Annotated in this window: 26 protein-coding genes; 13 read left to right on the top strand and 13 right to left on the bottom strand. The window is 40.5% G+C overall.

Translation table 11 applies throughout. From position 1 onward, the window contains the following. Positions 1–19: 19 nt before the first annotated feature. Genes HRT96_RS17700 through HRT96_RS17690 form a run of 3 tightly spaced genes read right to left on the bottom strand, consistent with a single transcriptional unit; the run spans position 20 to position 2,084 of the window. Positions 20–673 (bottom strand): HAMP domain-containing sensor histidine kinase, encoded by a 654-nt coding sequence (locus HRT96_RS17700; protein WP_293159364.1) that lies wholly within the window; start codon positions 671–673, stop codon positions 20–22. Next, on the bottom strand, positions 670–1,416 hold the full coding sequence (locus HRT96_RS17695) for a histidine kinase sensor domain-containing protein (protein WP_293159362.1): 747 nt from the start codon (positions 1,414–1,416) through the stop codon (positions 670–672). The genes HRT96_RS17700 and HRT96_RS17695 overlap by 4 nt, the downstream gene beginning before the upstream one ends. Continuing rightward, on the bottom strand, positions 1,413–2,084 hold the full coding sequence (locus HRT96_RS17690; RefSeq protein WP_293159360.1) for a response regulator transcription factor: 672 nt from the start codon (positions 2,082–2,084) through the stop codon (positions 1,413–1,415). The genes HRT96_RS17695 and HRT96_RS17690 overlap by 4 nt, the downstream gene beginning before the upstream one ends. A gap of 231 nt (positions 2,085–2,315) precedes the next feature. Between HRT96_RS17690 and HRT96_RS17685 the strand changes: the two genes are divergently transcribed. Next, on the top strand, positions 2,316–2,660 hold the full coding sequence (locus tag HRT96_RS17685; protein ID WP_293159358.1) for a PilZ domain-containing protein: 345 nt from the start codon (positions 2,316–2,318) through the stop codon (positions 2,658–2,660). Between the two features lie 37 nt (positions 2,661–2,697). Here HRT96_RS17685 and HRT96_RS17680 read toward each other — a convergent pair whose 3' ends face one another. Further along, complete coding sequence (locus tag HRT96_RS17680) at positions 2,698–3,489, bottom strand: DUF4377 domain-containing protein (protein ID WP_293159356.1); 792 nt, start codon at positions 3,487–3,489, stop codon at positions 2,698–2,700. Positions 3,490–3,670: 181 nt separating this feature from the next. Here HRT96_RS17680 and HRT96_RS17675 point away from each other — a divergent pair, with 181 nt between their 5' ends. Continuing rightward, entirely contained in the window at positions 3,671–4,816 is a 1,146-nt protein-coding gene (locus HRT96_RS17675; protein WP_293159354.1) for a transporter substrate-binding domain-containing protein, read from the top strand. Between the two features lie 38 nt (positions 4,817–4,854). Here HRT96_RS17675 and HRT96_RS22010 read toward each other — a convergent pair whose 3' ends face one another. Together HRT96_RS22010 and HRT96_RS17670 are read right to left on the bottom strand one after the other, a co-directional pair. After that, positions 4,855–4,992, bottom strand: a complete 138-nt coding sequence (locus tag HRT96_RS22010) for a hypothetical protein (protein ID WP_366052165.1) — start codon at positions 4,990–4,992, stop codon at positions 4,855–4,857. 22 nt (positions 4,993–5,014) lie between these two features. Then, a complete protein-coding gene (locus tag HRT96_RS17670) occupies positions 5,015–5,458 on the bottom strand; it encodes a MarR family transcriptional regulator (RefSeq protein WP_293159352.1) in 444 nt (147 codons plus the stop codon). A 419-nt stretch (positions 5,459–5,877) separates the two neighbouring features. Between HRT96_RS17670 and HRT96_RS17665 the strand changes: the two genes are divergently transcribed. Both HRT96_RS17665 and HRT96_RS17660 read left to right on the top strand, forming a co-directional pair. After that, on the top strand, positions 5,878–6,774 hold the full coding sequence (locus tag HRT96_RS17665) for a methyl-accepting chemotaxis protein (RefSeq protein ID WP_293159350.1): 897 nt from the start codon (positions 5,878–5,880) through the stop codon (positions 6,772–6,774). A 1-nt stretch (position 6,775) separates the two neighbouring features. Continuing rightward, entirely contained in the window at positions 6,776–7,087 is a 312-nt protein-coding gene (locus HRT96_RS17660; protein ID WP_293159348.1) for an MGMT family protein, read from the top strand. An 11-nt stretch (positions 7,088–7,098) separates the two neighbouring features. On the opposite strand, the gene yccX is transcribed toward HRT96_RS17660, so the two are convergent. Together yccX and HRT96_RS17650 are read right to left on the bottom strand one after the other, a co-directional pair. Further along, positions 7,099–7,371, bottom strand: coding sequence for an acylphosphatase (gene yccX, locus HRT96_RS17655; RefSeq protein WP_293159346.1), 273 nt, complete (start codon positions 7,369–7,371; stop codon positions 7,099–7,101). A 217-nt stretch (positions 7,372–7,588) separates the two neighbouring features. After that, positions 7,589–8,716: a M14-type cytosolic carboxypeptidase gene (locus HRT96_RS17650; RefSeq protein ID WP_293159344.1), complete on the bottom strand. Its 1,128-nt coding sequence runs from the start codon at positions 8,714–8,716 to the stop codon at positions 7,589–7,591. 318 nt (positions 8,717–9,034) lie between these two features. Between HRT96_RS17650 and HRT96_RS17645 the strand changes: the two genes are divergently transcribed. Together HRT96_RS17645 and HRT96_RS17640 are read left to right on the top strand one after the other, a co-directional pair. Next, entirely contained in the window at positions 9,035–9,640 is a 606-nt protein-coding gene (locus HRT96_RS17645; RefSeq protein WP_293159342.1) for a TetR/AcrR family transcriptional regulator, read from the top strand. Between the two features lie 94 nt (positions 9,641–9,734). Then, positions 9,735–10,580: an alpha/beta fold hydrolase gene (locus HRT96_RS17640; RefSeq protein WP_293159340.1), complete on the top strand. Its 846-nt coding sequence runs from the start codon at positions 9,735–9,737 to the stop codon at positions 10,578–10,580. A 98-nt stretch (positions 10,581–10,678) separates the two neighbouring features. Here HRT96_RS17640 and HRT96_RS17635 read toward each other — a convergent pair whose 3' ends face one another. Next, positions 10,679–11,239: an Hsp20 family protein gene (locus HRT96_RS17635; protein WP_293159338.1), complete on the bottom strand. Its 561-nt coding sequence runs from the start codon at positions 11,237–11,239 to the stop codon at positions 10,679–10,681. A 166-nt stretch (positions 11,240–11,405) separates the two neighbouring features. Next, on the bottom strand, positions 11,406–11,858 hold the full coding sequence (locus HRT96_RS17630; protein WP_006030541.1) for an Hsp20 family protein: 453 nt from the start codon (positions 11,856–11,858) through the stop codon (positions 11,406–11,408). Positions 11,859–12,364: 506 nt separating this feature from the next. Here HRT96_RS17630 and maoP point away from each other — a divergent pair. From maoP to HRT96_RS17605, 5 genes are all read left to right on the top strand, one after another. Next, the gene (gene maoP / locus HRT96_RS17625; RefSeq protein ID WP_293159335.1) at positions 12,365–12,742 is read left to right on the top strand and encodes a DUF413 domain-containing protein; all 378 of its coding nucleotides are present in this window, start codon (positions 12,365–12,367) and stop codon (positions 12,740–12,742) included. Positions 12,743–12,967: 225 nt separating this feature from the next. After that, positions 12,968–13,189, top strand: coding sequence for an envelope stress response membrane protein PspB (gene pspB, locus HRT96_RS17620; protein WP_293159333.1), 222 nt, complete (start codon positions 12,968–12,970; stop codon positions 13,187–13,189). Then, a complete protein-coding gene (pspC, locus tag HRT96_RS17615; RefSeq protein ID WP_293159331.1) occupies positions 13,186–13,575 on the top strand; it encodes an envelope stress response membrane protein PspC in 390 nt (129 codons plus the stop codon). The genes pspB and pspC overlap by 4 nt, the downstream gene beginning before the upstream one ends. A gap of 15 nt (positions 13,576–13,590) precedes the next feature. Beyond that, on the top strand, positions 13,591–14,157 hold the full coding sequence (locus HRT96_RS17610) for a DUF4136 domain-containing protein (protein WP_293159329.1): 567 nt from the start codon (positions 13,591–13,593) through the stop codon (positions 14,155–14,157). A 166-nt stretch (positions 14,158–14,323) separates the two neighbouring features. Next, a complete protein-coding gene (locus HRT96_RS17605; protein WP_293159327.1) occupies positions 14,324–16,291 on the top strand; it encodes a bifunctional 2',3'-cyclic-nucleotide 2'-phosphodiesterase/3'-nucleotidase in 1,968 nt (655 codons plus the stop codon). A 59-nt stretch (positions 16,292–16,350) separates the two neighbouring features. Here HRT96_RS17605 and HRT96_RS17600 read toward each other — a convergent pair whose 3' ends face one another. Continuing rightward, positions 16,351–16,512 carry a hypothetical protein gene (locus HRT96_RS17600; RefSeq protein ID WP_293159325.1) on the bottom strand — a complete coding sequence of 54 codons (162 nt, stop codon included), beginning with the start codon at positions 16,510–16,512 and terminating at the stop codon, positions 16,351–16,353. Between the two features lie 118 nt (positions 16,513–16,630). Between HRT96_RS17600 and HRT96_RS17595 the strand changes: the two genes are divergently transcribed. After that, positions 16,631–17,536 (top strand): LysR family transcriptional regulator, encoded by a 906-nt coding sequence (locus tag HRT96_RS17595; RefSeq protein ID WP_293159323.1) that lies wholly within the window; start codon positions 16,631–16,633, stop codon positions 17,534–17,536. On the opposite strand, the gene HRT96_RS17590 is transcribed toward HRT96_RS17595, so the two are convergent. Next, positions 17,520–19,805 (bottom strand): ATP-binding protein, encoded by a 2,286-nt coding sequence (locus tag HRT96_RS17590; protein WP_293159321.1) that lies wholly within the window; start codon positions 19,803–19,805, stop codon positions 17,520–17,522. The two genes, HRT96_RS17595 and HRT96_RS17590, sit on opposite strands and share 17 nt — an antisense overlap. 374 nt (positions 19,806–20,179) lie before the next feature. On the opposite strand from HRT96_RS17590, the gene HRT96_RS17585 reads away from it, so the two are divergent. Next, positions 20,180–21,034, top strand: a complete 855-nt coding sequence (locus HRT96_RS17585) for a PfkB family carbohydrate kinase (RefSeq protein WP_293159319.1) — start codon at positions 20,180–20,182, stop codon at positions 21,032–21,034. A 309-nt stretch (positions 21,035–21,343) separates the two neighbouring features. On the opposite strand, the gene HRT96_RS17580 is transcribed toward HRT96_RS17585, so the two are convergent. Continuing rightward, positions 21,344–21,952, bottom strand: a 609-nt coding sequence (locus tag HRT96_RS17580; protein ID WP_293159317.1) for an IS66 family transposase, incomplete at its 5' end; no start/stop codon positions are given.

Below are 21,952 nucleotides of genomic sequence, written 5' to 3'. Positions count from 1 at the left end.
CTTTAGTGATTAATCGCTATTATTGAATAGGGAATCGTAGTTTTACCGTGACGCCATTATTTACATTAAGTTCCGCAACCGCTTCACCACGCATGATCAGCATCGCTTCCTTTACAATGGCAAGCCCCAGTCCGTAACCACCAGACTGTTTATTTCTCGCTTGCTCAATACGTACAAACGGATCAAAGACACGCTCTAACTGCTGTGTAGGAATACCGATGCCATCATCAGCAATAGTTACTTCAACATATTGGTCTTGTTGGCTAACAGTTAATACGATAGCGGCATTCTCCCCCGCATACTTAATGGCATTATCAAACACATTTTTAATCGATCTTAAACATAAGCGATTATCAGCAAGTACCATAGGCGTCGCATTATCCAGCTCGACTCGCAGTGATTGTTGCGGTTTTAAATCTATTTCATTTTGCATCACTTGGATCTGACACAAGGATTCAAGCTGTGTCGGCACTAAGTTAACCGATAAACTTTCATGCTCTAAACGACTAAATTCAAGGATCTCACTCACTAGGTTATTCATTTCGGCTGATTCATTATCAAGTTTATCTAATAAATCACTGACGTCATCAGGACAACGTTTGCGTAATAAATGTAGGATCAAACTATGCCTTGCTAACGGTGTTCTTAGCTCATGCGATACATCCGTGATCAATTTTTCTGCTTCGCAATTAAATCATGAATGCGTTCTGCCATATAATCTAGATCTTGTGCCAGCTGATTAAACTCAGTCACACTATTACCGACTTTATGAGATACCCGAATACTAAAATTACCTTCAGCCAAACCGCGACTCGCAGCTTGTAAACGATGCAAGGGCTGCTGTAAATGCCGCGCAAGCAGTAATGAAAAAATGGCGAGTAATATACTAGTGATCACAAATTGGATCGCAGCAAAATAATAAGGGAAATTATGGGCAGGATGCTGCTTATCAGAAAACTGTACGATTAACTGATAACCAGGCCGTAGCGGTAATGCAATGACGGGCTTATTCACTTTATTCTCTAAAATGGTATTAAGCGGACGAATATAGCGTAATTTAAACTTAAAGTGTGGGTGCATAACACGCGTACTCACTTCTTCAAGGTTATCGTTAAGTACAAATAAATAGCTAGATTGCGTCATCTCCCATTCTGCCAGTTTAGGTCGGTCGACATTCCCTTCACTGTCTTTACTGTCAAGTAACCGATTAGCCTGTTCGGCAAGATCTAACATTTCCGTTTTAACGGTGGCGGGTAGCTGTAACAGTACCCGTACTAACGCCATTTCAGCAATACTTTGTAAGCTAAGGATCAATACCAACGTAATGGCAAAATAACTGAATAAACGAAATGCCAGTCCTTGACGATCACCTAAAAAAAACAACTGCCTTGCCGCTTTTACACAAGCTAGATTCATACAGCCATGCTTCCTACGTGCTCAAAAAAGCTATAACCTTTACCGCGTACCGTTTTGATATGTAATTTAGACAGACCAGATTGCACCATTTTGCGGCGAATATTACTAATATGCATATCTAAATTACGATCAAATGGACATAAATCTTTCTTTAATACTTGTTTCTGCAATTCAGCTTTCGATACCACAATTTCATGGCGTGAAACCAGGTACTCAAGTAATTCAGCTTCGGTTCCAGTCAATGACAAGCGCGATAACTGCATAAGAATAGAACTATCGCCACCCAAGTTTTGTCTTTGCTTTTCTAGACCAACACGACGTAACATCACTTGAATACGGGTTAATAATTCCGGCACGCTGTACGGTTTAGCAATATACTGATCAGCCCCAGCCTGCAAACAATCCAGCATCGCACTTTCATCCGCGAGTGCCGTTAGCATTAAAATCGGCGTCGCAAAACGTTGACAGATACGCCTAGCCACTTGCAAACCATTAATATTGGGCAACATCACATCAAGCAATACCAAATCAACAGGTTTAGCCTGCATATAATCGAGCGCACTTTCACCGCAGTGTACGCTATGCACCTGGTAGCCATCTTCGACTAATACTTCAGTTAATAATTCACATAGTGGTATATCATCATCGACGATGAGAATTTGTGACACAGTTAAAAACACCTTAATAGTAACAATTCGTATTAGTATTAGTATTAGTATTTTAATGAAGAACAGCATTAAGTACAACAAACATTCTGCCTCACTTGATTAAGATCAATGACGAAAACCAGAAAAGCTTATTTTTACAATCTGTTAATTAGGATAATTTATGCGTTTAAGCTATATTGGATAAATCTAGAACACCCAATTTGCGTTTTTGCAAATATATACGGATATAGCATGTTCAGCGTAACCAAAGATCTATCATTCAAGCTAAATCGTGACCACACGCGCTATAATTATTGGGCCCCGTATCCGCTATTATATGTAGATAAACTCGGTTTATTTGATTTTTTCAAAATCCCTGTTCAAGTAATAAATATCTCAAAATCAGGGATGTTAGCGAAAGTTCAAACCGAAAGTCAATTTAGCATTGGTGAACACATCATCATTAAGTTTGACAATTATTTTACCGATGTGATACCGACAACAGTAATGCGTTGGGAAGCTGATACACAATTACTTGCAGTGCAATTTAGTCGTGACATAAAGTTAATCGAGCGCATAGCGCTTAATATAGCCTAGCAATCTTACAGGTAAGGTCCGCTAAGCACTAAATGATCTAGTCCCAGTCCTCAGCGACAAACTGGATCAACAATTCATCATTTTGATACATATTCAAAAATGGCCACTCTACCTGCAAAGCATTCACCATACCAAGTGTTTGATGTAGTTTTTGCTCTACCGCATTGGCCTTTGGATCTGCACAGGCCATTAGCGTTGAACCAATAGGACCTAATTTGAGTAATGAATTATTCAAATCTGTTGCTTCAAACAAATGCTTGATCTGGCCAAACATATTATTACAGCCAGCAAAGCCCGAGAAACCATCTCCAGCAATGGTAATATTGGCCGGTTGTGGGAACGCTTGCGGGTTAATACCTTTCAGACCAGTAAGTTGCTTTAAATTCCACTTGCGGCTCTCGGTTAACATGGTGTTATCTAAATAATGTCGCGGCGCTTTATCTATTTCGTCAATCAGCTTGTACGATATTCTTGAGGCATCCGCCGCCGGATTCTTAACTTCAGCCGTCTCTACCGATAATTTATAAAACGAACCCGGCACATATTCAAAACCGGCAATATTATTATAAAAGAACTGCCATTCACTGGTTTTACCATCCACCACTTTATTCACCACCAAGCACTGCATCGGCGCGATACCCTGACAAGCAACACGTTCAGGCGCAATCCAATATGTTTCCATTTTAACGGCAACAGTGTTAGCACTTTCATCATAATGAGTACTAGTATCATTCGTTTCAGCTGCACTTTGGCTTGTGCTGGTACAGCCGATGAGTAGCCCGCTTAACAACCCAGTTAACAATAAAGATGCTGGTAATTTAAACTTCATATTAATAAACCTTTTTCCGTTTTCCACTAAACTAATAAGCTAATAACAATATATACCCAAGTTACTTCAAGAGGCTATATCAGAGACGAGCAGGGCAAGCCGAACGAAGGCATCTTGAAGTATACATCTGACCTTTGACAGAGTTTAACACTGCGCTTTTGACCAAACATTAAGGATTGTTATGCCGCCACTTTTACGCTCACTCATAAAACTGTGTGTATTTTGTTATTTATACAGTATGGCATCGTATAGCTATAGTAGTTCCCTTGTTAATATAAGCAGTTCAGTTAATAACCTCAGCAGAACCGTCATTAACGTCGGCAGTTATCATTGTCCGCCTTTTGTAATGAGTATACAAGACAATGGCCGACCACAACCCACCAGCACAGGACTGAGTATTTTATTGTGGGAACGCATCGCCGACAGTATCGATCTACAATATGAGATGCAAGATTACACGTTACAGGGCTTATTAGAAGCGGTTGAGAATGGCAGTATAGAAGTGGGTATATCCTGTATTACGATCACACCTGAACGTGAATTACGCATGGATTTTTCACACTCATTTTATGAGACACATCTGGCCATTGCAGTAAAACAAAAAGGTTACCTCGCTGCTTTTATCAATATCATCACCAATACTACATTATTACTTGTTGTTGGCATTATTCTTATCTGTGCTGGGCTTATCGGCTGGATATTTTACCTGCTCGAACATAAGGTTAATCATAAACTGTATTCAATGCCATCCACCGGGGCCCAGTTATTAGAAGCCTTTATTCTTGGTCTGTTATTCATCACCAAAGGTCCCTTCAACTATTTTGAATTTAAAACCTTGAGTGGACGGGTATTGACGGTATTTTTAGCCATTGCATCCACCTTATTTATTGCCAGTATTACCGCGATGTTAGCCAGTACCTTTACCTTGGGATTGCTCAATACGGATATAAAAAGTCCTTATGATCTGATCAAGCTTAATGTCGGCACCAAAGTCTCAACCACATCGTCTATTTATCTGGAGAGTTTAGGTATAATACATCAGACGTTTACCAGCCTTGATGATATGCTCAGCGCGCTTAATGACGGGGAAATTGACGCGATTGTTGATGATGATGCGGTTTTAAAGTACAAGCTGAAACTTGCAAAACAGCAAGGACGTTATCAGCAAATATCAGTATTACCTTATCAATTTGAAAAACAAAATTATGGTTTAGCGATTAAAGATAATAGCCCTTACACCGAGCAGTTAAACCGTGCTCTGCTGAATATTCGTCAAAGTTCAGAATGGCAACAGGCACTCAACCAATATTTTGCCGAAAAGTATTAGCGATAAAGCTAACGTTTTCGGCCAACAAGGTTACGATTTTAATCGGCCAACTGTAACATTTCACTACCCGCTAACATAGATAAATTAGCACCAGAAATAACCTTGACATTTCGGTCTCCGACCATTTCCGCGACGGCTCTATTACACGGCGTACCACCAGGTAAATCAGTGAGTATTCATCCCCCTATTTTAAAAGTACTAATCCGTTAAATTACTCAATAATGCTTCACAACTGGCTTTCATCATCAATAATTCATCTTTTGGCAAACCCGCCTGACAAAACATCGTTATTGGTATATCTTTCGCCTGAATTTTCAATGCCATTCCTGCGTCCGTTAAACATAATATGCGCGCACGCTCGTCCTCTTTACTGCGCTCACGACGAATCAAACCTTTCAATTCCAAGCGTTTTAACAAGGGCGTTAACGTACCGGAATCTAGGTGTAATTGTTCCCCTAATACTTTCACGCTAATTTCATCTTGCTGCCAAAATACCAGCATAGCTAAGTATTGCGGGTAAGTAAGATCAAGCGCTGTTAACATTGGGCGGTATGCTCGTACCATTGCATTCGTTGCACTGTATAAAGCAAAACAGACCTGATTATCTAAGTGTAACATCGTCTCTTCATTAAATTCTGACATCAGGGTAACCTCTCTTAATTGACTTGTGCACAATATACTTAACTTTTTATAAATGTCGATAGCTTTGCACAAATATCCATACGACATCACGGTTAATATTATAACGGCTGAACCACATATCATTAAACACGTAGCACCTTATCTCTAAACAAATAGCGCTAAACAAATAGCGCAGGCTGCCGATAATATCTACAGCAATACTTGTTCCACTCTTTACCGATACTATTTACCTATTCGGTGGTAATCAATGTGACACCCTGATTCGTCATTAAACGGTAACAACAAAAAATAACTGTATAATTAATAACAAAAATATTATATTTTTAATATTACGGTCTAATTATTGCTTAACAGTATTCAGCGGAAGCAAAATTTGCCGCTACAAATTATAAACGACCAGAATAAGGCAGATTTAAGCTATGTTTAACTTTTTCAACTCAAATAAAGTCCCTCTCGGACAAGTTCTCATCTCAGAAACAAACTTAGCAGCACTGCAAAGTAAAGCCAATATGTTAGAACAATTACAGAGCAGTGGCGCACTGTCTATTGCTCAAGAAATCACTAAAAATGCACAACAGGTAAATACCTCATCGGCGAAAAGATTAGGTAACATTGAACAAAGTTTTGATTTAGTTCAGGGCTTTATGGAACAATCAAAAGGCATTGAAAGTCTTTCTAATGACTCTTTCAGCTCTGCGCAAAACACAGCAAGTATCTCTCAGACAGGTATTCAACAACTTCAAGAACTAACAGGCAACATTACCGACTCTGCTAAATTCATTGCTGAGTTCACCATTTTGCTGGCGAACCTAGACGAGAACAATAAGAACATTGGTCAATTAGTTGACTCAATCAAAGGCATTGCCGATCAAACTAACCTATTGGCGTTAAATGCCGCGATTGAAGCGGCACGTGCGGGTGAACATGGCCGTGGTTTTGCCGTGGTTGCCGATGAAGTACGTGCACTTGCCAATACCGCAAACCAATCAGCCGATCAGATCCAAGGTGAAATGAAAAAAATCATGGATATTTCGGCCGCGATCATCAATAAACAAAAACAAGTAACCAGTATTATTGATGACAGTGTGGATATTGCGACGGTGACAATGCAGAGTTTACAAGAGTTAGTATCACAAGCTAATTCAAGCTCAAGTTTAGTTGAACAAACAATCAGTCAGGTTCAACAGCAATTAAGCCATTCACACACGATCCAAAGCGGTATGGAAGCCTTGATTAGTGATACACGTGAAGCATTAACTGGTTCTGCAAATAACGTCCAGTTAGGTGAGCAACTGGTGACTAAACTGCGTTTTTAATGTGAATAATTTTGCTCAGCAAGTTTTTGCTTTGGTGTATCAAGTACCAGCAGGTAAGGTTGCCACCTATGGTGATATCGCTAAGTTAGCGGGAATGCCAAGCCATGCTCGTCAGGTTGGTAAAGTGCTCAGTCGCTTACCAGCCGATACTAAGTTGCCTTGGTATCGTATTGTAAATAGCCAAGGCAAAATATCGCTACAAGATGATCGTGGTGATTATCAAAGGCAGCGGCTCGCCGCAGAAGGTATTCTACTCTCTCCACACGGCACTATTTCGCTAAAAACATACCGAATGTTCACTAAAGACAGTTAGAATGTGATCAACTAACCCTGGGTAAAGCTTGATAGCATTTTATAATCCAGGACGCTAATCTCTAACGCATCAACCTGCGCAGTATCAGGGCCTTCTCTTAACCAGATAATTAACTTATCCAGCTCAGTTTTATCACCAAAAACCTGCACTTCTACATCACCATTTTTCAGATTAATTGCATGCCCTGTTAAGCCAAGTTGCTGTGCTTGCTGCGCTGTCGCATATCGAAAGCCAACCATTTGCACTCGACCATGCACAATAATCTGATTACCTTGTTGTGACATAAACCCATTTCCTTTATCAAATTTGGTCACTATCGATTAAGTATATGTCTGCTTTTGCTATTTCGGCCACATTAATTCATTCAACAAACTGATATGGCTCACAAAAGTTTGTTAATACGAATTTCAGATATGAAAAAACCCGTAAATCCTGTTTTCAAAACAGCACAACTCACGGGCTTTGTGTCATTACTTATTAGCAGCTAAAACGCGCTACCAATTAACGTAGGTCGTCAACCACGGCTAGCATGGCCACTAATGATGCTTCACCAAGTTTAATAGAGCGCTCTGGTGACCAACCCATCATCGGATCTGGTAAGTTATCATTGTCTTTAAATGGCATTTCCATGGTATTAGCTAAACAATCAAATGTTTCAGCAACCCAGTGTGTGGCTACTGTCATGTTCGCTGTACCTGGTGCATCGACGTCATAACCAAATTCAGATTGGAAATCTGCACTTGCTAGTTTGAACACATCAGAGAAACGATCACGTAGTTTCGCTAATCTGTCATTATAACTTGGCGTGCCTTGTGAACCCGCAAGGAATACAAAAGGCAGTGCTTCATCACCGTGTACGTCATAGAATAAATCAACGCCAGTTTCTTTCATCTTATTGATGGTGTGGAATACTTCTGGGCTTTTTTCTAAGCTTGGGTTTAACCATTCACGGTTAAGGTTTACACCTAGTGCGTTGGTACGTAAATGACCACGTGCGCTGCCGTCTGGGTTCATGTTTGGTACGATGTAGAAGTTAGCTTTGTCTAATAATGCTTTACCCGTTGGGTTATCACTATCAAGTAAGCTGTGCATTAGGCCGTCAACTAACCATTCAGCCATTGTTTCGCCCGGATGCTGACGCGCAGTGATCCAGATGTTACGTTTGCCTTCAGCGCCATCGCCGATCTTAACCAAGGTTAAGTCACGTTTATCAATCGTTTCACCTAGGTGCTCTAGGCTAACTAATGGATGCATTTGCACTGCCGCTAGCAGATCTTGATGACGTTCGTAACTGTACGGGGCAAAGTAAGCAATTTGCATTGACTCACAATCCATATCAGCAATGATCGTTAATTTGCCATCTTTATAGAAAGTCGGAATACGGAACCAGTGCTGGCGATCATATGATGCTACTGCTTGGTAGTTATCCCAACCTTCTAGGTAAGCCGCTTCACCAGCATTAAGGATATTCAGTGTGTATTGCTCACCGACTACACCTTCAATCCGGAAGTTAAACCATTGGAAAAACTCTTCACCCACATCCGGGCGGATTGCAAGTTGTACATCATTTTTATCATCTAAATTAATAACTTCAATATTACCAGCATCAAAATTGGCGGTGATCCGCATACGACTTCCTTAATTCATATTTGAAATTGACTTAAGCATAAACGATCCCGTTGTAACTGGGTAGAGGAGATGTTTGTTAAAACTTCAAAATTCCTTATTTAATTTCTAAAGTTTTAACAAACATCAGCACAAAAGTAACAAAAATCACGATTAATTAATCATTCACACCTACCTCGTAGGTTATAATTCAAACTATACGAAGCAAGACACTGGCATTAAAAGAACGGTCGTGCTAAAACATCATTAGTACTCAGAATGAAATAGATTAATTCAAAATAATAACCAATTCACCGCACCAAAACGATAAAAGTGATGCTTATGAGTAAAGGCCGTATAACCCGAGAACATATTTTAAATATCGCCTTCACCATTGCCAGTGAAACAGGATTAGAGAGTTTAACAATTGGTGTACTTGCCAAAGCGTGTGGCATGTCAAAAAGTGGCTTATTTTCGCATTTTAATTCCAAAGAAAACCTGCAAGTAGCGGTGATCGAATATGCCGGAGAATGCTTTATCGAACGTGTAATAGTGCCCGTTAGACGCAAGCAACATACCGACGTAACGACGCGCTTACAATCATTGTTACAGCACTGGTTAGACTGGAACCATTCGTTCCAAGGCAGCTGCATGTTTATGGATGCTTGGAAAGAAAGCAATAGTAACCAAGATGTATTACAGCAAACATTACGTAAGCAACTACATAATTGGATCAGCTATTTAGAAATACAGATTAGCAAAGGCCAACAACACGGTTTATTTCGCCAAGACTTAGTGCCAAGACAAGCCGTATTTCAATTTTATGGCCTGTATTTAAGTAGTCACCTGTTCCATTCACTTGAACTTGAAAACAATGAACGAACGTTATTTTGGCAAGGCGTAACACAACTTTATAAGCAGTGGCAAAACACCGACACAATAAACTAACTTAGATTTAATAAATAAAGGGCGGAGACGCCTTTTAAACACAATGAAAATAGCACGACCGTTCGCTTAGAGGTGCTATTTTAAGGAATTTATCATGAGCAGTAATATTTATTTTAATACCCGCAACCAATTTACTATCCGCCGTAGCATGATCAATATTGGTACTCGATTACACCACAGCATTGCACCCGCTCATGCGTTAAAAACAGCGCAAAATTTACTGCTAACGCCAGTACGCAGCGCCTCTAAGAATGACGATCCTGAGGGGCTATTACGCTCGACACTCCTTACATCAGAAGGTCGTCTAAATACCTATCAAATGGGTAAGGGTCCAGTTTGGATCTTAAGCCATGGTTGGTCTGGTAGTGCAAGTCAATTCTTCCCGTTAATGGAACACATCGCCAACCAAGGTTTTACCGCTCTGGCTTATGATCACCCCGCACACGGGCAAAGCGAAGGTCGCCATGCTCACTTGCCTGCATTTGTGCAAGCCTTTGATGAACTTCTTGATAACGTCGATAATGTCGCGGGTATTATTGCTCACAGTATGGGGTCGGCATCGGTACTCGAAAGCCGTCATCCGAAAGTAGATGCGCTGCCACTGTTATTAATTGCTCCGGTACTGAATTACGTGGATAACTTGTATGACATGGTGGGTAAATCAGGCTATTCAATGAAATTGTTTGGCGCTATGGTTAAGGATATTGAAGATAAATATCAATACAGCTTAGAGACCATTAACCCTTACCAAAAATTAATATCTCGCCAGCATAAAACCATTATTGTGCATGATAAGCGGGATAGATTTGCTGATTTCGCCACCTCAGAATCAGCGGCGGATGATGCCAGCAATATCAATCTAATACCAACTAAAGGACAAGGTCATGGCCGTGTGATCCAATGTGATTCGACGATGGCTGCGTTTGATAGTTTAGTTTAATCTTCAATAATTGCTTGCTAACCCCCTCGCCTAAAAAACAAAAAACGCATCATAATTGATGCGCTAGCTCTGTTTAAACAAAGAGTTATTGACGAGCTTTAAGCGCCAATGGTCACCTTACGTGGTTGTAATGCTGCTGGCACCTGACGTTGGAGATTAATCGTCAGTAATCCTTGCACCATCTCAGCACCCAATACCTGCACATGCTCGGCGAGTGCAAATTTGCGGCTAAAATCAGCTTGATTAATACCTTGATGTAACCATGTTGATGTAACTTCGACTGGCTGTCTCTTACCGGTAATGACAAGTTCATCGGCGGTCACGGTAATATCTATCTCTTCAAGTGAGAAGCCTGCTAGCGCCAGCGTGATCTGATAATCTAACTCTCCCACGTGTGTAATGTTATAACGTGGGTAGTTAGTATCAACCTGTGTGTTCACCACAGGAGCGGTGGCTCTGCAGCTAGCACCTGCATTTTTTACTTTCACACTGTTAATTTTTTCGTTGTTAACCATCGATTTTTTAGCCTTGCACGCAACAGACATACGCTGCGTAACTAGTTGCTGTTCAACTATTTTTTGCGCCATATTAGCAAAACGATCAAAACCAACAGCGTGGCGATATAGGGGAGCGAAATCAAATGTTGTCGTTGTAGTCATCTCTATTTTCCTCAAACAATAGATAGCGATAAGCCTGCTGAGCAGCACTTATACCCAAGCCTTCAGGTACTTGGATGTAACGAGCTTAGCGAGAGTATCCCCACTAAGACGAATATAATTTATAAGGGTTAATGACACCGTTAATCTATAAACAGTGTTTACAGTATTACTCTGCAGACAAGGTTTTAGCGCCGTTAATCACAACTTTACGTGGTTTCATTGCTTCTGGTAGTTGGCGTTCTAAATCGATATACAACAAGCCATTTTTCATGTCTGCCCCGTTGACAAAAACATGATCGGCTAGCTCGAATTTACGTTCAAAGTTACGCTCGGCAATACCACGGTGTAAGAAAGTACGTTGATCGTCTTCTTTAGCCACAGTTGCTTTGGTGCCTTTTATTAATAATTCATTATTTTGGGTTGAGATATCAATTTCCGCTTCATCAAAGCCTGCAACAGCCATGGTAATACGGTAGTTATTGTCATCGATCTGTTCGATGTTATACGGAGGAAAGTTATTGCCAGACTGGCGATTTGATGCAGCCGTTTCAGCAAGTGCTGCTAAACGTTCAAAACCAATTGCACTGCGGTATAGGGGAGTAAAGTCAAAAGTACGCATAAGTATATTCTCCATTGAGCAATATCATCATTGTCACTAAGCCAAATTAGTTTGCACCTAGTCATGATGTATTTCTTTTCTGTGTATTTTATTAAGCACAACTAACTCCGTTAGGCAGTTGCTGTTACTTTAGTTTTTCGGTTAGGCCTCGAAAGCGCCTAAATAATAGATGTGGATGCTGAGGTTAATTTTCAAGTAAATAATCGCGATATTTTTAAATCAACCTTTAACACGTTGAAATATAATCGATTATATTTTACAGGATCACTTACTCTTTCACCAGGATGATCACCACACGTGCGTTTATGCGAATCATTAATCACAATTGTGACGTCTGATGACAAATAAATTTATCATTGTCATTAAACTGTCAACATCCGCCGTTACTTTAGAGACCAACTAAGTCTGTAGTTAAAAATTATAAAGAGTGAATATGACATTGCGGTAACAGCCTGATAATGCCAGCGCAGTGATAAACACGGATAATTTAACGAAAGGTAATCGATATGAGAAGCATGGGTATATTTTTAGATGAAGTGCATTTTCCACTTGGCTTTCAACAACAAAATGCATTTAATCTAGATGAATCACAGTTATTAGAAAATTACGGTTTAACAATGCTACGGCTACAAGAAGGCGAGATCTTACCCGCCACTGCTGACGAACATTTCTTTCTCGCAGAGCTTGATGGTGAATTCAAATTAACCTCTGATTTTGCCCGATGCTGGCGCAAATATAATCATAAGATCACCCACCCCAATACATTACGCAACTCAATCACTAAGCGCAGTGCAAAAAAGCCAAGTCGCGATTACTTTGTTGATGAACTATCCACTCAAGAAGATATTGATAACACTTATGATGAGTTAGATTTAGATTCATAAATTTCTTACCATATATATATTGAAGTAACTTGGGTATAGTTAGTTGACAGTAAACGCACCTTTTCCTTATTACTAAAATAAGGAAAGGTGCGTTTTCGTTTCTATTGAGCACAATCAGTATTGAAGTAGTTTGGCTATATGTATAAAATATAATAATAAACCATAATTAATTGTGCGTTACCGTTTCGTCAACTTGCCGCTATCTGTGTTCAATAAGGAATAACCATGGATTTTATACAAATACCTGTCACCGTATTCTTAGTCTTCGTCGCACCACTGTGGCTAGTTTTATACTACCGCAGTAGACGCCAAAGCAATCAAGGCTTGACCCCGAAAGACAAGGATAAGCTACAAACCTTAATTAGCCGTACCGAGCAATTGCAAGATCGCGTTATCTCACTGGAGCAGATTTTAGACCAAGAATCGCCAAAATGGAGAGACAGATGAGCACAAAACCACTATATCGAGACACTGAAAATGGCAAGTTAGGTGGTGTATGCGCAGGCATAGCGGTGACCTTAGGCGCTGAAGTCTGGCTGGTCCGATTGATCTTTGTTTCCTTGTTTTTCTTCACTGGCTTTTTCCTTGCCATATTAATCTATATCATTGCCTGTTTACTGCTCGAGAAGATGCCAATTAAAAAGCAGCAGCAACAAAGTATTTATGCCAATCACTCGATGAAAACCAAGCCATGGCAACAAGGTCATTCTGCCGAGAAGCTGCTCGAGAACATAGCCACCGAGCTTGATGATATTGATAATGGCCTACAGAAAATGGAAAATTATGTTATTTCTTTTTCCTATAAAATGGATCGTGAATTTAAGCAAAAATAAAAACAGAGGACGCTCATGATTAAACAATTTATGACTTTTATTTTGGTGTTCATTTTAGCTGGCTGCACCACTACTGAATATAACAACAGCAACCGAATAACCAAAGTTGTCACCGGTGATTTGACTCACTACCCCCAGCAAAATAGTACCTTTGCTTGGTATCCGAGTCACAGCAAAACTTTCCTACCTGACAGTGCGAATAAAACATTATTCACACGTTACACCACCAGCGCTATAACCCGTATTATGCAAGATAAAGGTTACACTTTAGTTGACGATATTCAACAAGCTGATTTTCTCGTTGGTTATGGATTAGCGATCGAATCAGAACTGTCTGACGACGAGATCTTTGATAAGGTCGGCACAACCGTTGGATTATCCCTTAATCACCTAGACCCAGAGCAATTTCAAAAAGGCAGTGCATTCATTGCGTTTTATCAACCGTTAACCCTTCAACCAGAGTGGCAAGTATTAGCACAAGGTATTACCGAAAATAATAAATCAGAGCAAGTCCGTAAAAACACTATTTACGCGGTCATGTTATCGATACTTAATCAGGTCCCCTCACGCGTGGCCAAATAACAACTATTAAATCAGTTTAATCTCCTACTCGTTGATAAAAACTCACCCGCAATCAATAAAAATAAGTGATAAAACAAGCGATTATTGACAATTAAGCACCAAGTGCAGTGCATTTATGCTACCTTGGCGTTTTCTGTATCTACTTCTATTTAATTTGGAGAAAATCATGTCGTTATCTATCAAGCCAGTGGCCATCGCAGTACTCGGCGGGCTACTTACCATGGCTGGTCCTGCTTATGCCGAAACCATCAAATTACGAATTCTAGAAACGACGGATATTCATACCAACGTAATGGATTATGACTATTACAAAAACAAGCCAACCGAGAAAACTGGCCTGGTACGCACTGCAACACTGGTAAGAGAAGCCCGTGCAGAAGTAAAGAATAGTGTACTGGTTGATAACGGTGATTTATTACAAGGTAGTCCAATGGGCGACTACATGGCAGATAAAGGCCTGCAACCTGGTGATGTACACCCAGTTTACAAAGCAATGAATCAGCTTGGTTATGACGTCGGTAATTTAGGTAATCACGAATTTAACTACGGGTTAGATTTCTTAAAAGAAGCAACGAATGACGCGAACTTCCCCTATATTAATGCGAACGTTATCGATCTTAAGACCGGTAAAAATATGTTCACTCCCTACATTATCAAAACAAACACGTTTAAAGATACAGACGGCGTAGAGCATCAAGTTAAGATTGGTTACATCGGTTTTGTACCTCCGCAAATCTTAATCTGGGATAAGAAAAACCTAGAGGGTAAAGTTGAAGCGTTAGACATTAAACAAACAGCAGAAAAATTTGTGCCGCAAATGAAAGCAGAAGGCGCAGACATTATTCTGGCGATCCCACATTCAGGCGTATCAGCTGACCCGTATAAAGTCATGGCTGAAAACTCAGTGTACTATCTAACACAAGTACCGGGTATTGATGCCATTGCATTTGGTCATTCACACGCTGTATTCCCAAGTAAAACATTTGCTAAAATACCGGGTGTCGATATCAACAAAGGCACCATCAACGGTATCCCAGCGGTTATGCCTGGTCGCTGGGGCGATCACGTAGGTATCATGGATTTAGTATTAGACAAGCAAGGTGATACTTGGAAAGTAATCGATGCACAAACAGAAGCGCGTCCTATTTTTGACAAGTTAACCAAAAAGCCATTAGTTGCCGCTGATGAAAAAATGCTGGCCGTATTGCAAGATGATCACAAGGCAACGCGTAATTTTGTAAACCAACCTATCGGTAAAGCCAGTGATGTGATGTACAGTTTCCTAGCGCTAGTACAAGACGATCCAACCATTCAGATTGTTAACCTGGCACAACAAGATTATGTAGAACGCTTTATTCAAGGCGACCCAGATCTAGATGGTATTCCAGTGCTGTCTGCCGCGGCACCGTTTAAAGCCGGCGGCCGTGGTAACGATCCAACTAACTTTACTGAAGTTGAATCAGGTCAGTTAACCTTCCGTAACGCTGCCGATCTTTACCTTTACCCGAATACCCTAGTGGCAATGAAAGTAACAGGTAAAGAAGTAAAAGAATGGCTGGAATGCTCTGCCGGACAATTTAATCAAATCGACCTAAACAGCACAGCTCCACAGGGGTTAATTAACTGGGAAGGTTTCCGCACTTATAACTATGATGTGATTGACGGTGTTAATTACGGCATCGATTTATCGCAACCTGCACGTTATGACGGTAACTGTAAACTGATCAACCCAGATTCAAATCGTATTACCGACTTAACCTTTGATGGTAAAGCAGTAGACCCAGCACAGCCGTTCATTGTGGCAACCAATAACTACCGTGCTTACAGTGCTAAATTTGCCGGTACCGGTGAAGCATTTGTCGCCTTTGCTGCACCAGATGAAAACCGCACTGTGCTTGCTAATTACATTAGCCGAGTAAGTAAAGAACAAGGTCAAGTGACACCCAGTGCCGATAATAACTGGTACTTCACGCCATTACAAAGCGATAAGAAACTGACCATCACCTTCGAAACAGCACCAGGTAAAAAAGCCGCGCAGTTCATCAAGGACAAAGGCCAATACCCGATGCAGTTTATTAAAGAAGACAAACTTGGCTTCGCTGTCTACAGCTTAGACCTACAAAACAAAAAGTAACGTTTAATTCAATTTAACTAAACGTAAACGTGTAATACCGCAGCCAGTCTGCGGTATTTTTATAGCTGGCGACAATCACATATATTATTAGCCTCTTCAATCGACATCGTGCTTATTTCTCTATTCTCTAATTCTTTTTGACCGCCCCCTTCTTGTTGTAAAAACATCAATCCACCGATACTTGAAAAAGAAACCATCAACAATACGAATAGTTTTCTCATTATATATTCCCTTATTTAATTTGATGTTTATTACTGTAATCACTTGATTAAGTTAAAACAAACGCATAGTTTTGATAGCACACATTCGATTTATTGATGTATTAAAGGGATTTAATCAATGGACATTGATGCACTACGTAGCTTTATCGCATTTGTTGACACGGGCAGTTTTACACGGGCGGCGAAGCAAATTTGTCGAACCCAGAGTGCGATCAGCATGCAAATGAAAAAGCTGGAACAAGAAGCGAATCAACGCTTATTTATCAAAAAAGGTCGAAACTTATCACTCACAACCGAAGGGCAAGTACTGGTAAGTTACGCTCGGCGAATTTTAGCATTACACGATGATGTGCTTACCGAATTTGCGACAGTTAAGAATAATAGGCCGCTGATAATAGGTTGCCCAGATGATTACGTTGTCAGTGTGTTGCCTACAATTATTCAATTAATACAAGACAAAACGCCCAATCAAAAGTTTCGTATACATTGCGACAACACAGTAAAATTACGCATAATGCTCGATAATGGCGAGATCGACTTAGCGATTATTACACGAGCACCAGAAAGCCAAGAAGGTTACTTATTACAACCGGATAAAGCCGTCTGGGTATATTACGGGCATAAGGAATTACTGACTCGGCCAACATTACCACTCATTCTCTTCGAAGAAGATTGCAAGGTGCATTCTGCAGCGGTCGATGGCCTTGATAAAATTAACCGTAAATACAGTATTGTTTGTATTTCACCCAGTGCCACCGCTATCAAAGCCATCATTAAAAATGGCACAGGGATAGGTGCAATGGTTGCTTCCACCGTGCCGGACGATTTCACCATCATCAATGATCCAAGTTTGCCACCACTCGCTGCTATTGATATTGTCCTAGCGCTAACATCAACTCCTCACCCACACTACACAGCAACTGAAGTGGCGCAATTAAGCGCATTATATAGACGTGGTATTCATGCATCAAACAAGATTAAAATAGATAAGCTTGAAAAGGCTACGCTTAACTGTATTTTTTAATTTTCTCTCTAAATATCTCTTTTTTGAAAGGCTTAGGCAAATAATCATCCATACCAGAATCAAAACAACGCTGAATATCATCTTCTAAAATACTGGCGGTTAACGCGACAATGGGAATGCGAGACAAAGAATAAGCCTCTTCATATTCCCGAATACCGATAGTCGCATCAAAGCCATCCATCACTGGCATCATGCAATCCATCAACACTAAGTTAATGTTTTGATGGTTTTCGGCATAAATATCGATCGCCTCTTGGCCATTCTTTGCGACCAAGACGTCCAACCCTAATTTGTTAATATTAATCGAGGCGACTTTCTGATTAATTAAATTATCTTCCACTAACAACACAGCACGGCTGGTCTTGTGCGTTGTCTCATCGGTTTCAGCTATGACGCTCAGGTCCAGATCATTAATCATATTTATCAACCTGAGGCCTAACAATGGTTGATGAATATAGCCATCAACTAAGTGGGCATAATTAAACTGTTCATGATGATTACTACGCGACACTAAAATCGGTGTTTTACCGACCTTTTGACGCAGTGTTTGCAGCTCTATTTTAGCCAGTTCGACCTCTTGCTGATTATAAATAATAATCGAATTGGCTTTCACACTGGCAGCAACGCAGTTAATGTCGCGACATTCGGTTGTCGATATCCCCAGTTTATTAAGTTCAAATTGTAAAAACTGGGTATTTTTAGCATTAATGATAATGGCTTGATACGGGGATAGCGGTTGTTTCGGCTGAACTTTCTCGACGCCAACAGTAATGGTAAAATGAAAATCACTGCCTTCCCCCTTAGTCGATGTGATCGTAATGTATCCGCCCATCAAACTGACAATCTTAGCACTAATAGAAAGTCCTAAACCGGTACCACCAAAATGGCGCGTGGTGTTATTGTCTTCTTGCTGAAACGCTTCAAATATTTTGTCATGCTTGTCTGGCTCAATACCGATGCCGGTATCTTTGACCGAGAACGACAAAGCAATATTGTCAGCATCCACCACTTTAGATTGCAATGTCAGCGTAATTTTCCCTTTCGCTGTAAACTTAACTGCATTAGAGGCCAGGTTCATCAGCACTTGCCTCAACTTGTGCTCATCTAATTTCACCAATTCAGGTAATTCGGGGTCGATTTGAATATCGAGTTCAATATTTTTCTCTTGTGCCTTAACTGCAATTAATGACGTCGTATCAAACAGCACTTCTTTAACGTTAGATGTATGCGGCGAAATAACCAAGTTACCCGATTCAATTTTTGATAAATCGAGCACATCATTAATCAACATCAGCAGGGTTTGTGATGATGAATCAATCGTCATCAGATAGTCTTTTTGGATGGGAGACAACGGCGAGTCTTTCAAGATCTCAGCCATACCAATAATGCCATTAAGCGGCGTACGGATCTCATGGGACATATTGGCTAAAAAAGTACTCTTGGCACGGTTGGCTTTATTAGCGTTATCTTTCTCTTGAGTGATTGTGGCAATATTTTGCTTTAACTGGCTTTGTAATGCCGCAAGATGCGCAAAAGATTCACTCATTTCATCATCGGTATGATTAATCATGCGATTGTTGTTAATAAAAGTGTCGTAATCGCCAGTAGCAATACAACTTATGTTGCGATTCAAATCATTTAGGCGGGCAATAATACTGTGTTTAATCAGACCATAAATACAAATAATGGATACTAACAAGATCGTAAATACCATCAACAGCCAGGTAAACTCCTTAAATAGATGAAGGTGAAAATCATTGACTGCTTGCTCTGATTTTGCATTAATTTGATCGTATTCTTGGTCAAGGCGCTGTCTTAATACCTGAAACTCTTGACTGATAGCCCAGTGAATGATGGTCTTTTCTTCCTCATCATTACTGTCGATGTAATCTTTGGTTAATTGACGCCACTGTGCCATCAACGACAGTATATTATAACTATCGGTGGTCGCGCCCAACTCAATATACTTGCCGTAACGGGTTTTAATTTGATCTAAATTGTCATTTATCACTGTGAACGCAGTAACGTCACCATCAATAATGTATTGCTGAAAAGCAGAATAAGCCTGATACGCATCTCGGTCTGCGTTAAGAATAAGCGTGCTAGCATGCCGGTAAACATTTGATTGCTGATCAACCGCAGTTTTACCATAATCAATCAGGCGAGAGCCCTCATAAATAGAAAACAGCAAACAAAAAATAAAAATGCCCATCAGCAAATTCAACTTCGCGCGTATAGATGTAAACATCATAGCCCTTATTCTTTTCATTCAACCACCCTGTCAAAATCAAATGCCACAATTTAACCATCGTAAAAAATAGGCATAAGAAGGACTACTACCAATAGCATTAAATAAGTGATCATCTATTTATTGTGATTGGTATAATACTAAAGCATGAAAATTAGTGTATCACCTTCGCCATAAATGAACATGAATAAAGCTTTAATTACCGCGGCTTTGTGACAGGCTGGCCTATTACGTCCTCTCCAGTATCAACCGCCTTGCGGCAAATTGTGATGCGCTAACAAACCGCTATACTGTGTCATATCGCTCAATTTTATAACTCGACAGTCTTGTGTTATTTCCTTTTTGGCATGATTAATAGATAATTATCATCAACCTATCATTCAAGGCCAATAACTATGTCAAATATCCTCTTACTTGCGAACCTCAACTGTGACCGGGTATTACAACTGGATCGCCCGTTATCAACGGGTGGCCGCCATTATTATGCCGATAATGGGCGACGTTTAGGTGGCGGAGGGGCCAATACCGGGTTAGGTTTGATTTATGCGGGTCACAAAGTGGCCTTAGTCAGCCAAGTTGGTAATGATAAGACCGCCGATTGGTTATTGGCAGAAGCCAGTATTCAGGGGCTAGATTGTAGTTTGCTACAGCGCAATGATCTGGATACACCAGAATTATTATTAGTCATGACACCGGATGGTGAGCGCACCATTATTCGTCCACAGCGCCCTATTTTTACTTTAGGTCCAGCCCCCGACTTTAGCCAATGGCAGGTGTTATATATTAACTCTTCAGCAGTCGGCTGCGAACTCTGGGCGCAAGCAGCACTTGCACATACCTTAGTGATAGCTCAGTTAGCCAAAGACAGCCGTCCACGTCCATGCCATGTCTTGATCTCGTCAAAATCTGATATGAAAAACCATGGCGTAGATGTCAATAACAGAGACAAACTATGGCAGTATGGTCAGCAGATCGCCAGTCACAGCTTACGTTATTTTATCATTACCGATGGCGATCAAGGCGCTGTCGCTTACAGTAACAAAGGTGCCGTGAGCGTGCCTTCCATTGCAGCACAAGTTATCGATACCACAGGGGCTGGGGATGCATTTGCGTCGGGATTAATTGATGGCCTACTCGCCGAGCAAGAGATAGCACAGGCCATGAACACAGGCGCAGAATGGGCCGCGATTGCAGTCACAACGGCCAGTTCAATCCCAGGCTCAGAGTTACAACAGCATCTAGCCAAATAACCCCTCTCACCTGAATTACATAATCAAACTACGAGTGTAAATGATAATTATTATTATTTATACTTGCTTCTTTATTGATGATTCATTATCATCCTCCGCCTCACATAACAAACAAACTAAAAAAAATGAAAAAAACAGCATTATCTATCGCTTTCATGGGTGTGTTCATCAGTGCATGTAACGATTCCAATTCAACTCCGGCACAAATAACTACACCACAAATTGCTACGATAACAGCACATATCAAAACCAGTGATATAAAGCCAGTATCAACGTAAGCGGTTGGTTAAGCGGTCAAGCCTGATATCATCAGGCTTCTAGGCCTGCATTCCAGGGTAATAAATCACTTAAATCAGCAAATTCATCCCGTTGTGGCAGTTCTGTGAAGAGTTTTTGGAAATATAAATACGGATTTATATCGTTTGCACGGCAAGTCATCACAATACTGTAAAGTACTGCGCTTGCATCTGCACCATCCACTGATTGGCTGAACATCCAATTTTTCCGACCTGTGGTAAATGGCCTGATGTCTCGTTCGGTGACGTTATTATCAATCCCTAATTCACCCGAATAAAGATAACGCCTCAGTTTTTCCCATTGATTTAAGGTATAGCTAATGGCCACGCCTATTTTACTTTTCGGGGTGACTGTTTTTGCACTTTTGCTTAGCCACTCATGAAGTTGCTGCAAGACTGGTTCTGCTTTTTTCACTCGTAAGTGTTGCCGTTCTTCGGGGGTTAACGATTTGGCTTTTTTCTCAATCGCATAAAGCGATTGAATGTAATTTAATGCCACTGTGGCTTTGCCTGTTTTTTTGGGTTGCGCGGTTAAGGCATCGTGAAACTTACGTCTTGCATGAGCCCAGCAACCAACAGGAATAATATTGTCGATATTTTCATAAACACTGTAACCATCGCA

Origin of the sequence: Moritella sp. (assembly GCF_013215705.1) — a bacterium.
Lineage (GTDB): Bacteria > Pseudomonadota > Gammaproteobacteria > Enterobacterales > Moritellaceae > Moritella.
The sequence above is the reverse complement of the archived record's forward strand: the minus strand, read 5'-3'. Positions and strand labels throughout refer to the sequence as shown.